This window comes from Streptomyces sp. NPDC051214 (assembly GCF_040682375.1).
GTDB lineage: Bacteria > Actinomycetota > Actinomycetes > Streptomycetales > Streptomycetaceae > Streptomyces.
The window spans coordinates 284,420-297,374 of the sequence record NZ_JBFBAT010000010.1 but is presented as its reverse complement, the minus strand read 5'-3'; the positions used below and the strand labels follow the sequence as shown (position 1 = coordinate 297,374).

At 70.5% G+C, this 12,955-nt stretch carries 11 protein-coding genes; 4 read left to right on the top strand and 7 right to left on the bottom strand.

Features of this window, described 5'->3' with window-relative positions:
• Positions 1-114: 114 nt before the first annotated feature.
• From AB0M70_RS27195 to AB0M70_RS27185, 3 genes are all read left to right on the top strand, one after another.
• Positions 115-1,395, top strand: a complete 1,281-nt coding sequence (locus AB0M70_RS27195) for a DUF2092 domain-containing protein (protein WP_365823635.1) — start codon at positions 115-117, stop codon at positions 1,393-1,395.
• Positions 1,396-1,486: 91 nt separating this feature from the next.
• On the top strand, positions 1,487-2,452 hold the full coding sequence (locus AB0M70_RS27190) for an ABC transporter ATP-binding protein (RefSeq protein ID WP_365823633.1): 966 nt from the start codon (positions 1,487-1,489) through the stop codon (positions 2,450-2,452).
• Entirely contained in the window at positions 2,439-3,374 is a 936-nt protein-coding gene (locus AB0M70_RS27185) for an ABC transporter permease (RefSeq protein ID WP_365823631.1), read from the top strand. Before AB0M70_RS27190 ends, AB0M70_RS27185 begins: the two co-directional genes overlap by 14 nt.
• Positions 3,375-3,407: 33 nt before the next feature.
• Here AB0M70_RS27185 and AB0M70_RS27180 read toward each other — a convergent pair whose 3' ends face one another.
• The 5 genes from AB0M70_RS27180 to AB0M70_RS27160 all read right to left on the bottom strand — a co-directional run bounded on the left by AB0M70_RS27180 (position 3,408) and on the right by AB0M70_RS27160 (position 9,343).
• Complete coding sequence (locus AB0M70_RS27180; RefSeq protein WP_365823629.1) at positions 3,408-4,001, bottom strand: NAD(P)H-dependent oxidoreductase; 594 nt, start codon at positions 3,999-4,001, stop codon at positions 3,408-3,410.
• Between the two features lie 130 nt (positions 4,002-4,131).
• Complete coding sequence (locus AB0M70_RS27175; protein ID WP_365823627.1) at positions 4,132-5,073, bottom strand: M28 family metallopeptidase; 942 nt, start codon at positions 5,071-5,073, stop codon at positions 4,132-4,134.
• Positions 5,074-5,210: 137 nt separating this feature from the next.
• Entirely contained in the window at positions 5,211-6,800 is a 1,590-nt protein-coding gene (locus tag AB0M70_RS27170) for a hypothetical protein (protein ID WP_365823625.1), read from the bottom strand.
• Between the two features lie 448 nt (positions 6,801-7,248).
• The gene (gene rarD, locus AB0M70_RS27165) at positions 7,249-8,268 is read right to left on the bottom strand and encodes an EamA family transporter RarD (RefSeq protein WP_365823623.1); all 1,020 of its coding nucleotides are present in this window, start codon (positions 8,266-8,268) and stop codon (positions 7,249-7,251) included.
• Between the two features lie 214 nt (positions 8,269-8,482).
• Positions 8,483-9,343 carry an SDR family oxidoreductase gene (locus AB0M70_RS27160; protein WP_365823621.1) on the bottom strand — a complete coding sequence of 287 codons (861 nt, stop codon included), beginning with the start codon at positions 9,341-9,343 and terminating at the stop codon, positions 8,483-8,485.
• Positions 9,344-9,445: 102 nt separating this feature from the next.
• Here AB0M70_RS27160 and AB0M70_RS27155 point away from each other — a divergent pair, with 102 nt between their 5' ends.
• Positions 9,446-9,817, top strand: a complete 372-nt coding sequence (locus AB0M70_RS27155) for a helix-turn-helix domain-containing protein (protein WP_365823619.1) — start codon at positions 9,446-9,448, stop codon at positions 9,815-9,817.
• A gap of 42 nt (positions 9,818-9,859) precedes the next feature.
• Here AB0M70_RS27155 and AB0M70_RS27150 read toward each other — a convergent pair whose 3' ends face one another.
• Positions 9,860-10,957 (bottom strand): 2-oxoacid:ferredoxin oxidoreductase subunit beta, encoded by a 1,098-nt coding sequence (locus tag AB0M70_RS27150; protein ID WP_365823617.1) that lies wholly within the window; start codon positions 10,955-10,957, stop codon positions 9,860-9,862.
• On the bottom strand, positions 10,950-12,881 hold the full coding sequence (locus AB0M70_RS27145; protein WP_365823615.1) for a 2-oxoacid:acceptor oxidoreductase subunit alpha: 1,932 nt from the start codon (positions 12,879-12,881) through the stop codon (positions 10,950-10,952). Before AB0M70_RS27145 ends, AB0M70_RS27150 begins: the two co-directional genes overlap by 8 nt.
• Between the last annotated feature and the right edge of the window lie 74 nt (positions 12,882-12,955).

Here is a 12,955-nt window from a genome sequence, read left to right as displayed (position 1 = left end):
GCAAGGTTCGGCAAGAACAACCACTCCTGACCTATTCGGGTGAGAATGGCGGCGAGGAGTGGACGCACGCACGTACTGGGAAGGCCGCCGCCGACCACGGAGGTAGGGCACACAATGGCACCGTACGAACCGGAGCAGAACACCAGCGAGAGCGGGGAGCTGCGCGCGGGCCGCCGCAAGGCGGCGCGTTACGTGGTCCCCGTCGCGGTGGCGGGGGTGGCGGCGGCGACCATCGGGCTCGTCCCGGCGCTCGCCACGTCGGGCGACCCCAAGCTGCCCGACGTCACCGCCCAGGAACTCATCGAGAAGATCGCCGCGTCGGACACGGAGCAGCTCTCGGGCACCGTGAAGATCAGCACCGACCTCGGCCTCCCGTCCTTCGGCGGCGACATGGCCGGTGGCTTCGCCCCGGGCGGCGGCTCCGGCGGCGGCGAGGGCGAGGGCGGGGACGGCGAGGGCTCGGCCGCGGACCCGCAGGCGAAGCTGATGGAGCTGGCGACCGGCACGCACACGCTGCGCGTCGCAGCCGACGGCCCCGACAAGCAGAAGCTGTCGATCCTGGACGACGCCGCCGAGTACAGCCTGATCCACAACGGCGACGACGTGTGGGCGTACGACAGCAAGTCGAACGAGGCGTACCACTCCAAGTCGGCGGGCAGGGCCGGGGACTCCGGCAACGGTTCCGGCAAGGACTCCGGTGCGAAGGACCTCCCCGAGGATGTCCCCTCCACGCCCAAGGAGCTGGCCGAGGAAGCGCTGAAGTCGGTCTACGACACGACGTCGGTGAAGGTGGACGGCACCGCGCAGGTGGCAGGACGCGACGCCTACCGCCTGGTCATCAAGCCCAAGCAGTCCGGCTCGACGATCGGCCAGATCACGGTCGCCGTGGACTCCGAGACCGGCACGCCGCTGAAGTTCACGCTCACCCCGTCCGGCGGCGGCAGCGCGGTCGTCGACGCGGGCTTCACCAAGGTCGACTTCGGCAAGCCGGCCGCCTCCACCTTCGACTTCACGCCACCCAAGGGTGCGAAGGTCACCGAAGGCGACGACGCGGAGGCCGAGAAGCACGGCTTCGAGGGCGGCGGCAAGGAGTTCAAGGGCGACAAGGGCATGGAGGGCCTGGACGGACTGAACGTCATCGGCAAGGGCTGGAGCTCCATCGCCGAGCTCGAACTGCCGGGCGGCCAGGGCCTCCCGACGGGCGCCTCCGGCGACGTCCCGCCGGACGCACAGAACTTCCTCGACTCGCTCGGCGACAAGGTGTCGGGCGACTTCGGTTCGGGCACGGTCTTCAAGACGCGCCTGATCAACGCCCTCATCACCGAGGACGGCAAGGTCTACGCGGGCGCGGTCACCAAGGACGCGCTGGTGAAGGCGGCGAACGCGGCGAAGTAGCGTGCTGCGGCAAGGCGATTGAGCGGCGGGTCCGAGGTGCGTGTCGGGTGCCTCGGACCCGCCGTCACGGCTTCGAGCGGGGGAGGGCAAGGTGCCGGGCAGCAGCGGCAGTGCGGCGGAGAGCGTGATCGAGACGTACGGGCTGACCAAGCGCTACGGCAAGCAACTGGCCGTGGACCGGCTGAGCCTCACCGTCCCCGCCGGAAGCGTCTTCGGGTTCCTCGGGCCGAACGGCTCGGGCAAGACGACCACGATCCGGATGCTCATGGGCCTGATCGAGCCGACTTCAGGACGGGCCAGAGTCCTTGGCCGCCCGATGCCGCGCGAGACCCGCGCCGTGCTCCCGCACGTGGGCGCGCTCATCGAGGGCCCCGCGCTCTACGGCTTCCTCTCCGGCCGCGACAACCTCCTGCGGTACGACGCCGCCGACCCGACCGCCGACCCGCGCACCCGCCGTGCCCGCGCCGACTCCGCCCTGGACCGGGTGGGGCTGACGGCTGCCGCGGGCAAGAAGGCGAAGGCGTACTCGCTCGGGATGAAGCAGCGCCTCGGGCTCGCCGCCGCGCTGCTCCAGCCGCGCAAGCTTCTCGTGCTCGACGAGCCGACCAACGGCCTCGATCCACAGGGCATGCGCGAGATCCGGGCGCTCGTACGGGAATTGGCGTCGGAGGGCACGACCGTCTTCCTCTCCTCGCACCTCCTGGACGAGATCGAGCAGGTCTGCACGCACGCCGCGGTAATGGCGCAGGGCCGTCTGATCACCCAGGGCCCGGTCGCCGAGCTCGCCGCGGGGGCGCGAGGGCGCCTGGTCGTCACGACGCCGGACCCGGGTGACGCGGCGCGCGTCCTGAAGGAGCTCGGCGTGACGGATCTCGTCGTGACCGAGGACCGCGTGACGGGCGAACCGCCGGTCGCGGAGAGCGGCACGGACCTCGCCGAGCTGAACGCAGCCCTGGTCGGGGCGGGCGTACGAGTGCGGGGGTTCGGCGTCGAACGGGCCTCGCTGGAGGACGCGTTCGTGGCGCTGACGGGGGAGGGCTTCGATGTCGCGGGCTGAGACCGACGACGTACGGGACGACGTATGGGACGGGGCACGGGACGACGTACGAGAGGTGAGCGGGCCGCGGGAGGTGCGGCGGATCTGGACCTTCGGGATCTTCCGCAGCGAGCTCGGCATCACCTTCCGCCGCTGGCGGACCCTTGCGCTGCTCGGCGTGCTCGCCGCCGTGCCGATCCTTGTGGGCGTCGCCGTCAAGATCGAGACCAGCGACGGCTCGACGCTCGGCGGGGGCGGCGGCGAGGCGGGGGGCCCGGCGTTCATCGCGCAAGTCACCAACAACGGCCTGTTCCTGGTCTTCACCGCGCTCGCCGCGACCCTCCCGTTCTTCCTGCCGATGGCGGTCGGAGTCGTCGCCGGCGATTCCATCGCGGGCGAGTCCAGCGCGGGGACGCTGCGCTATCTGCTCGTCGCCCCCGCGGGACGGACGCGCCTGCTGCTCGCCAAGTACGCGACAGCGTTGACGTTCTGCCTGGTCGCGACCCTCGTCGTGGCCCTCTCCGCGCTCGCCGTAGGGGCGCTGCTCTTCCCCGTCGGCGAGGTCACCACGATCTCCGGCACCCGGATCGGCTTCGGCGAAGGGCTGCTGCGGGCCCTGCTCATCGCCCTGGTGGTCGCCGCGTCACTGATCGGGGTGGCGGCGCTCGGCCTCTTCGTGTCGACGCTGACCAGCAGCGGCATCGCGGCGATGGCGACGACGGTCGGCCTGCTGATCACCATCCAGATCCTCGACCAGATCCCCCAACTGCACGCCATCCAGCCGTATTTCTTCTCGCACTACTGGCTGTCCTTCGCGGACCTGATGCGCGAGCCCGTCTACTGGGACGAGCTGGTCAAGAATCTCGGCCTCCAGGGCCTGTACGCGGCCATGTTCGGCTCGGCGGCGTGGGCGAGGTTCGGGGCTAAGGACATCACGGCGTAGGGGAACAGGGCACTCCTAGGGCCGTTCGGGGCATCAGCTCTCGTACGGGTAGCGGGCGAGCGGCGGCTCCTGGGCGAAGAACGTCTTGGCGCGGGCGAGGGCCTCCGTGTCGTCGAGCACGTTGCCCGGCCGCGACCCGTTGCCGAGCAGGACGCCGCCGAAGTGCAGCGGGAAGAAGGCGGCCACGTGGTTCAGCGTGCCGATCAGCGGCTCCGCGACCTCCTCCTCGCTGTGGGCGAGCGCCGTCACGCCCCACAAGGTGCGGCCCTTCATGGTGGCCTTGAAGTCGACCTCCGGGACCTCGAGCCACGCGTCCCAGTAATCGAGGTAGCGCTTGGTGGTGGCCGACAGGGAGTACCAGTACAGGGGCGACACGATGACGATGTCCGTGGCGTCGAGGGTGGCGTCCAGGAGCAGCGCCTCGTTGTCGCCGGAGGGCCGGGGGCGGGCCCGCGGGCGTGTGCTGTCGTGGCGCAGGTCCTCGAAGTCGGGCAGCGGGTGGTCGGCGAGGTTCAGCCAGCGCTGCTCCACGTCGGCCGGGAGCTGTTCGGCGGCCTTGCGGGCCAGAGTCTCCGTGTTGCCGTCGGGGCGGGCGCTGCCGAGGACGAAGAGGAACGTGCGGGTCATGGTGGGCCCCCTGGGGTGTGGCGTGGCGGCGCACGGTCGCCAGGACCGTGCAATTACCTGCGCCTGCACTATATGCACGCGCAGGTAATTGCGTCCAGGGGTGCCCGGCCCGTGGGGCCGAGGCCCGGGGTCAGGCGGAAAGCCCCCACACCGCGTACGCCACCGCGTCGCTGTTGTGGTCGAGGGCGGTTCCGTCGATGTTCGACTCCGTGTCGCAGGCGGAGTGGTAGCACTTGTCGAACGGCTCACCGGCTGTGCCGCCCCAGTTCTCGGCCTGCGCGGCGGTCTTCTTGTAGTCGGCGCCGCTGAACAGTCCGCCGACCGGGACGCCCACGTCCTTGAACGGTGCGTGGTCGGAGCGGCCGTCGCCCTCCTCGTCGGGTTCCGTGGCGAGGTCGAGGCCGCCGTAGAAGTCCTTGAAGGTCTTCTCGATGGTGGGGTCGTCGTCGTAGACGAAGTAACCCGGGTTCGGGGAGCCGATCATGTCGAAGTTCAGATAGCCCTTGATCTTCGAGCGCTCGCCCGCGGGCAGCTTGTCGACGTAGTGCGAGGAGCCGACGAGCCCCAGCTCCTCGGCGCCCCACCAGGCGAACCGCAGGTGCTTGGCCGGCTTGTACTGTTCGCGCGCCACGGTGAGCGCGGTCTCCAGGATCGCGGCCGAGCCGGAGCCGTTGTCGTTGATGCCGGGACCCGAGCCGACGCTGTCGAGGTGCGAGCCCGCCATGACGACCTGGTCGGCGTCCCCGCCGGGCCAGTCCGCGACCAGGTTGTAGCCGGTCTTGCCGTTGGAGGTGAACTCCTGGACCGAGGTGGTGAATCCGGCCTCGTCCAGCTTGCCCTTCACGTAGTCGATCGAGGCCTTGTAGCCCGCGCTGCCGTGGGCGCGGTTGCCGCCGTTGGACGAGGCGATGTTCTGCAGCTGCGAGAGATGGCCCTGGACGTTGGCCACGGATATGTCGGGGGCGGCCGCTGTGGGGGCGGGGGCCGCGGAGGACATCGCGTTGGTGGTGAGGAGTCCGGTGACGGCTATGACGGCGGCTGCCGCGGCGCGTCCGGGAACGGAGAGCTTCATGTGGGGGGCTCCGTGTTCTGTTGATGTGTCGCGTGGGGGGTTGCTTGTGGTGGCTTGGGGTTGCGTATGACGCGCCAATTCCGTACGCCGATCACGGAATTGGCGTGCCTGATGGTGCGGGTGAGCTTGACCGTGCGTCAAGAGCGCATATCGGTCGCCGTGTTCCGCAAGCCGGTCGCCGCGTTCGGCGAGTCGGGCGTCGTCGGCGGCACGAGCACGGTCCAGCCAGGGGCGTAGGTGTCCGGCACGGGGTGCCGCCGCCAGTCGCGGGCCCAGCGCGGGGGCTGTTTCTCGCGCAGGATCAGGGCCGCGGGCTGCCGCCGGTCGTCCTGCCGGGCGGCGGAGCATCCGGAGACGTACGCGATGGGGATCACCGAAGTGCTGCCCTTCAGGACGCACGGGGCGCGGACCCCGTGCTCGTACAGCACACCGGTGACGCGGACCCAGTCGCCGCGGGCGCCGGCCTGGATGCGGGCGTTGCCGAGGGCCAGCGGGAGCTGGACCGCCAGGTGGGCGACGAGGGCGGCTGCGCACACGAGGGTGACGGCGCGTTGCGCCCGGCCGAAGAGGGCGAGGAGCCCGAAGGCCGCGGGGACGGCGAGGAGGGCGTGGGCCGGGAGGAGGAAGCGGGGGGCGCCATAGGGGACGAGGAGGAGATAGGGCAGCGCGACGCACCCGGCGACGATCACGGCCAGCAGGAGCGCGGGTCGGATGGAGTACGGGGTGGCGCGAGGGGCGGCGCCGCCTTGCGGGGCCCCGACAGCCCCTTCCGCACTGCCGTACGTGGCACGCACCCCCGCCTTCCTCGCGGCCCACAGCCCGGCGGCCACGAGCAATGGCAGGAGAAGCCACCACTCAGCGGCCACGATCCTGAGCTGGTCGGCGGTGCAGGGACGGCAGAGCAGCGGACCGTCCAGGGCGGTGAACTGGGCCTCGACGGCGGCCAGGGGGCGCAGCCCGCCCTGCACGTCGCTTGCCGCGACCAGCCGTCCGCGTACGCCGCCGAAACGGACGTACGCCTCGACGGCCCACGGCAGCAGACCGGCCAGAGCACCGCCCACCACGGCGAGGGCGCGCCCCCTGGTCCGCCAGGCGGGCACGAGCAGGACGGCGGCGAGCAGCGGGACGGCGACGGCGGCACCGTCGTTCGGGCGCATCAGGGCGGCCAGGGCGAGCCCCGCCGCGATGCCCGCGTGGGCGAGACGCCCGGGGCGGGCCCCGAGGAACAGTCCGACTGCGGCCGTGGCCCCCATGGCGGTGTAGTGGTTCGGCATCGCGGCGTTCGCGTAGAACAGCGCGAACCAGAGGCTTCCGTAGAGCCCGGCAGCCACCCCGACCACGGCGGGCCGCCCTGCGACGACGCGCAGCCAGGGCCTGAAGCCCAGGTAGAGGGCGGTGGTCGAGAGCAGCGTCAACCAGACCCTGAGCAGGACGGTCGAGTCGCTCCAGGCGGCGACGGGGGCGATGAGGAGGGGGACGCCACGGGTGCGGGGAGCGCTGAAGGGGGTGGCGGGCTCGTACGGCGGGAAGCGGCTCGCGTAGACGATCTCGTCCCAGCCGAGGGACAGGCTGAGCGGGACGAGAGCGAGGGAGAGGGCGGCGTAGGCGACGCAGGCGGCGAGAAGGGGGAGGTCGTCACGGCCGGAGAGGCGGCGGCGGCCGGTCGAGGAGGCCGCTCCCGGGTGGGGCGCGGGCTGGGCAACGGTCCGGGGCGCGCTCTCGGGCACGAGAGTCTCGACCTCCCGCCAGGCTCGGTCAGGCCATGTCGCTTTCGATCACTTCTGTTCCCGTATGGGCAAGGTAGCGACGAGGCCGCCCGAATCGCAGGAGGTGGGGCCGACGTATTTCCCCCACTACCGGCGCTGGGGGGGGCGAAGCCCCGGGTCCGCTGGAAGGCGTCACTCGACACCGCAGGTACGCAAGGCCGCCCGTCAGGGGCGCGAGGAACTGCGCGCTAAGCCACGAAGCACTCGCAGAAAACAGCCGACGGGGGCGCCCCGAAAGGGGCGCGAGGAACTGCGCGCCAAGCCACGAAGCACCCGCAGAAGACAGCCGACGGGAGCGCCCCTTAAGGGGCGCGGGGAACTGCGCGACCAGCCACAGCGAGCCCGCGGAAGACAAGACAACCCGCACAAAGCACCCCGCGCAAAGCACCCGCACCCCGCAGGGCAAGCCTCAGACCGCAGACCCCTCACGCCCCGCCGCAGGAGTCATAGGCTCGGTCTCCTGCCCCGCAACGGGCACCGCAGGGCCGGCACCAGATTCCCGCCGAGCCACCGCAAGCCGCACCGCATTACGCCGCGCGGAGCGAACCGCGTCCCACGTCAGCAACGTCAACGCCAGCCACACAAGCCCGAACCCGGCCCACCGTTCAGGCGGCATCGCCTCATGGAAGTACAGGATGCCGAGCAGGAACTGGAAGACGGGCGCGAGGTACTGCAGCATCCCCAGCGTCGCCAGCGGCACCCGAATCGCCGCGGCCCCGAAGCAGACCAGGGGAATGGCGGTGACCAGACCGGTCGCCGCGAGAAGCGCCGCGTGCCCGAAGCCCTCCGCGCCGAACGTGGCGTCACCCCGCACCCCGAGCCACACGAGGAACCCGACCGCGGGCAGGAACTGGATCGCGGTCTCGGCGGTCAACGACTCGAGGCCGCTGAGCCCGACCTTCTTCTTCACCAGGCCGTACGTGGCGAAGGAGAAGGCGAGGCAGAGCGAGATCCACGGCGGCTGCCCGTACCCGAAGGCGAGCACGAGGACCGCCGCGAGGCCGACGGCGACGGCCGCCCACTGCACGGGCCGCAGCCGCTCGCCGAGGAGCAGGACGCCCATCGCGATGGTGACCAGGGGGTTGATGAAGTAGCCGAGGGAGGCCTCGACGACGTGGCCGGAGTTCACGGCCCAGATGTAGACGCCCCAGTTGACCGTGATGACCGCCGCGGCGATCGTCACGAGGCCCAGCTTGCGAGGCTGCCGGATGAGCTCGCCGGCCCACGCCCAGCGCCGCACGAGCAGCAGGGCGACGCCGACCACGACGAGCGACCACGCCATCCGGTGCGCGAGGATCTCGCCGGCTCCGGACGGCTTGAGCAGGGGCCAGAAGAGGGGCACGAGGCCCCACATCCCATAGGCCGCGAAGCCGTTCAGCAGCCCTATGCGCTGCTCGCTCTTCGAATGCTCGGCTGCGGCGGCGTCCACGGCCCCTCCTTGGTGCAAGGCAGCCCCACGCTGCCCTCAGAAGGTAGCGGCCCGGACACCCCCGTGTCATGCCCGTCTCACGAAAACGGTCATGACCTCCGTCTCGCCGCCCCCCACCGGGCCTGAGCGCGTCCGCCACCCGCCCACAGCGCGTCCCCCAGCCCGCCCACAGCGCGTCCCCCAGCCCGGCCTCAGCGGGACCCCCAGCCCGGCCTCAGCCCTTGAGCGCCACCGAGATCGCGTCGGCGACCGGCGTCGTGGGCCGCCCGATGAGCCGGGCCAGATCACCGCTCGTACCGGCGAGCAGCCCCCGCTCGATCGCCGAGTCCACGTCCACGAGGATCGCGGCGAAGGGCTCGGGCAGACCCGCCCCGGTCAGGATCGCGAGGTTCTCCTCGGCGGAGACGTTCGCGTACGAGATGTCCTTGCCGCTCTGCCGGGCGACCTCGGCGGCGTACTCGGCCAGGCTCCACGCGACATCGCCGCTCAGCTCGTACGTCTTGCCCTCGTGGCCCTCGCCGGTCAGCACGGCGACGGCGGCGGCCGCGTAGTCGGCGCGCGAGGCGGAGGCGACCCTGCCCTCGCCCGCGGAGGCGACGACGGCGCCGTGCTCCAGGACGGGGGCGAGGTTGGCGGTGTAGTTCTCGTGGTACCAGCCGTTGCGCAGGAACGTGTGCGGAAGCCCGGATTCGAGGATGAGCCGCTCGGTCTCCTTGTGCTCGGCCGCGAGGTCGAAGTCGGCGTCGGGCCCGCCGAGGACCCCGGTGTACGCGAGGAGCGCGACGCCCGCCGCACGGGCCGCGTCGATCACCGCCGCGTGCTGCGGCACGCGCTGCCCCACCTCGCTGCCGGAGATCAGCAGAACCCGGTCACCCGCGGCGAAGACGCCGACGAGGGTCTCGGGCGCGCTGTAGTCCGCGACCCGCAGCTCCACGCCGCGCGCGGCGAGGTCGGCGGCCTTTTCCTTGTCGCGGACGACGGCGGCTATCCGCCCGGCGGGCACCTGCGCGTCGAGCAGCCCGTCGATGACGAGACGGCCGAGGTGTCCGGTGGCTCCGGTGACGACGATGCTCATGTCTGGAATCTCCCTGTGGGCGTGGTTCTGTGCGGTTCTGACAGTGAGCCTACGTCGGGCGCTAACTATTGGAAAGTACCCACTTTGAAGTAAGGTACTGGCATGGCAGTAAGCAGCTGGAACCTCGGAGACGAGGGAATGTGCCCGCAGCGCCTCGTCCTGGAGCACGTCACGAGCCGCTGGGGGGTGCTCGTCCTGATCGCCCTGGACGAGCGCTCGTACCGCTTCAGCGAGCTGCGCCGGGCGCTCGGCCGGGTCAGCGAGAAGATGCTGACGCAGACGCTGCAGACCCTGGAGCGCGACGGCCTCGTGCACCGCGACGCCAAGCCGGTCATCCCGCCGCGCGTCGACTACTCCCTCACCGACCTGGGGCGCGAGGTCGGCACGCAGGTCCGGGCGCTCGCCGAGTGGACCGAGCGGCGCCTGGCGGACGTACAGAAAGCGCGCGAGGCGTACGACGAAGCCCGGTCCTGAAGGATCAGAACCGGGCTTCGCGTAAGCGAGTAGCGAGTCGCGTCAGCCGACGACCGTCCACGTGTCGCCGCCCGCGAGCAGCGCGGCCAGGTCGCCCTTGCCGTTCTGCTCGATGGCGCTGTCGAGCTGGTCGGACATCAGGGTGTCGTAGACCGGACGCTCGACGTCGCGGAAGACGCCGATCGGGGTGTGGTGCAGGGTGTCCGGGTCGGCGAGGCGGGAGAGCGCGAAGGCCAGCGTCGGCGAGGTCGAGTGCGCGTCGTGGACCAGGATCTGAGACTCGGTCTCAGAAGTGACCGGGACAACTTTGAGATCGCCGGTCGCCGGGTCGCGTACGACGCCCTTGGAGCCGAGGCCGCTCTCCAGGGGAGCCCCGAAGCGGATCGGCTGCCCGTGCTCCAGGCGGATCACCGCCTCTTCGGCCTGTTGCTTGTCCTTGAGGACCTCGAAGGCGCCGTCGTTGAAGATGTTGCAGTTCTGGTAGATCTCCACCAGGGCGGTGCCGGGGTGCTCGGCGGCCTCGCGCAGTACGGAGGTGAGGTGTTTGCGGTCGGAGTCCACGGTCCGCGCCACGAACGACGCCTCCGCGCCGATCGCCAGCGACACCGGGTTGAAGGGCGCGTCCAGCGAACCCATCGGCGTCGACTTGGTGATCTTGCCGACTTCGGAGGTCGGGGAGTACTGGCCCTTGGTGAGGCCGTAGATCCGGTTGTTGAAGAGCAGGATCTTGAGGTTGACGTTGCGGCGCAGGGCGTGGATGAGGTGGTTGCCGCCGATGGACAGCGCGTCGCCGTCCCCGGTGACCACCCACACGCTCAAGTCCCGCCGGGAGGAGGCCAGTCCGGTGGCGATGGCCGGGGCGCGGCCGTGGATGGAGTGCATGCCGTAGGTGTTCATGTAGTACGGGAAGCGGCTGGAGCAGCCGATGCCGGAGACGAAGACGATGTTCTCCTTGGCCAGGCCGAGTTCGGGCATGAAGCCCTGTACGGCGGCCAGGACGGCGTAGTCACCGCAGCCGGGGCACCAGCGCACCTCCTGGTCGGACTTGAAGTCCTTCATGGATTGCTTGGCGTCGGCCTTGGGCACCAGGGAAAGCGCTTCGATCGTGCTCCCGGTGCCTTCGGTCTTCGTGTCAGCCATCGATGGCCTCCTTGAGAGCCGTGGCGAGCTGCTCGGCCTTGAACGGCATTCCATTGACCTGGTTGTACGAGACCGCGTCCACGAGGTACTTGGCGCGGAGGAGCGTGGCGAGCTGCCCGAGGTTCATCTCGGGAATCACCACCTTGTCGTAACGCTTCAGGACCTCGCCCAGATTCCGCGGGAAGGGGTTGAGGTGGCGCAGATGGGCCTGCGCCACGCTCTCGCCGACCGCCCGCAGCCGGCGTACCGCCGCGGTGATGGGCCCGTAGGTCGAACCCCAGCCGAGGACGAGCAACTTGGCGTCGCCGGTCGCGTCGTCGACCTCGATGTCGGGCACCTGGATGCCGTCGATCTTGGCCTGGCGGGTGCGGACCATGAAGTCGTGGTTGGCCGGGTCGTACGAGATGTTGCCGGTGCCGTCCTGCTTCTCGATGCCGCCGATGCGGTGTTCGAGACCGGGCGTGCCCGGGATCGCCCAGGGGCGGGCCAGGGACTGCGGGTCGCGCTTGTAGGGCCAGAAGGCCTCGGTGCCGTCGTCCTCGGTGTGATTGGGCCCCGAGGCGAACTGCACGCGCAGGTCCGGGAGTTCATCGGTGTCCGGGATGCGCCAGGGCTCGGATCCGTTGGCCAGATAGCCGTCGCTCAACAGGAACACCGGGGTGCGGTAGGTGACCGCGATCCGGGCCGCCTCAAGCGCCGCGTCGAAGCAGTCCGCCGGCGTCTTGGGCGCCACGATCGGCACCGGCGCCTCGCCGTTGCGCCCGTACATGGCCTGCAGCAGGTCTGCCTGCTCGGTCTTGGTCGGCAGTCCGGTCGAGGGTCCGCCGCGCTGGATGTCCACGATCAGCAGCGGCAGCTCCAGCGACACCGCGAGCCCGATCGTCTCCGACTTCAGCGCCACACCGGGCCCCGACGTCGTCGTCACCGCCAGCGAACCGCCGAACGCCGCACCCAGCGCCGCCCCGATGCCCGCGATCTCGTCCTCGGCCTGGAACGTGCGCACACCGAAGTTCTTGTGCTTGCTCAGCTCGTGCAGGATGTCCGAGGCCGGGGTGATCGGGTACGAGCCCAGATAGAGCGGCAGATCCGCCTGCCGGCCCGCTGCGATCAGCCCGTACGAGAGGGCCAGGTTCCCCGAGATGTTGCGGTAGGTGCCGGTCGGGAAGGCCTGGGCGGCGGGAGCGACCTCGTACGAGACGGCGAAGTCCTCGGTCGTCTCGCCGAAGTTCCAACCGGCGTGGAAGGCCGCGATGTTGGCCTCGGCGATGTCCGGCTTCTTGGCGAACTTCGTCCGCAGGAACTTCTCCGTGCCCTCGGTCGGCCGGTGGTACATCCACGACAGCAGACCCAGCGCGAACATGTTCTTGCTGCGGCCCGCGTCCTTGCGCGAGAGGTCGAACTCCTTGAGCGCCTCGACCGTCAGCGTCGTCAGCGGCACCGGGTGGACGCTGTAGCCGTCCAGCGAACCGTCTTCCAGCGGCGAGACCTCGTAGCCGACCTTCTGCATCGCCCGTTTGGAGAACTCGTCCGTGTTGACGATGATCTCCGCGCCGCGCGGCACATCGGCGATGTTCGCCTTCAGTGCCGCCGGGTTCATCGCGACCAGGACGTTCGGCGCGTCGCCCGGCGTGAGGATGTCGTGGTCGGCGAAATGCAGCTGAAAGGAGGAGACACCCGGCAGTGTCCCGGCAGGAGCACGGATCTCGGCGGGAAAGTTCGGCAGTGTCGAGAGGTCGTTCCCGAAGGACGCCGTCTCCGAAGTGAACCGGTCGCCGGTGAGCTGCATGCCGTCACCCGAGTCACCCGCGAAGCGGATGATCACCCGGTCCAGACGGCGTACATCCTTCTCACCGGCATGCTTGCGCTGCTCTCCGACGACTGCCCCATCGGCCTGCTCGGCTGGGCTACTGACCTGGCTGGTCACTGAACTGGACCTCCCTCGGGCGGCTGAGCGGGAAGGGCTGGGCGACCGGCCTTCCCAAGGCCCACCCTACGTCT

Excerpts from the sequence above, each read along its gene's own strand:
- AB0M70_RS27185 (WP_365823631.1), top strand. The coding sequence starts at position 2,439 with ATGTCGCGGGCTGAGACCGACGACGTACGGGACGACGTATGGGACGGG.
- AB0M70_RS27180 (WP_365823629.1), bottom strand. The coding sequence starts at position 4,001 with ATGACCCGCACGTTCCTCTTCGTCCTCGGCAGCGCCCGCCCCGACGGC.
- AB0M70_RS27155 (WP_365823619.1), top strand. The coding sequence starts at position 9,446 with ATGGCAGTAAGCAGCTGGAACCTCGGAGACGAGGGAATGTGCCCGCAG.
- AB0M70_RS27160 (WP_365823621.1), bottom strand. The coding sequence starts at position 9,343 with ATGAGCATCGTCGTCACCGGAGCCACCGGACACCTCGGCCGTCTCGTC.
- AB0M70_RS27150 (WP_365823617.1), bottom strand. The coding sequence starts at position 10,957 with ATGGCTGACACGAAGACCGAAGGCACCGGGAGCACGATCGAAGCGCTT.
- AB0M70_RS27195 (WP_365823635.1), top strand. The coding sequence starts at position 115 with ATGGCACCGTACGAACCGGAGCAGAACACCAGCGAGAGCGGGGAGCTG.
- AB0M70_RS27175 (WP_365823627.1), bottom strand. The coding sequence starts at position 5,073 with ATGAAGCTCTCCGTTCCCGGACGCGCCGCGGCAGCCGCCGTCATAGCC.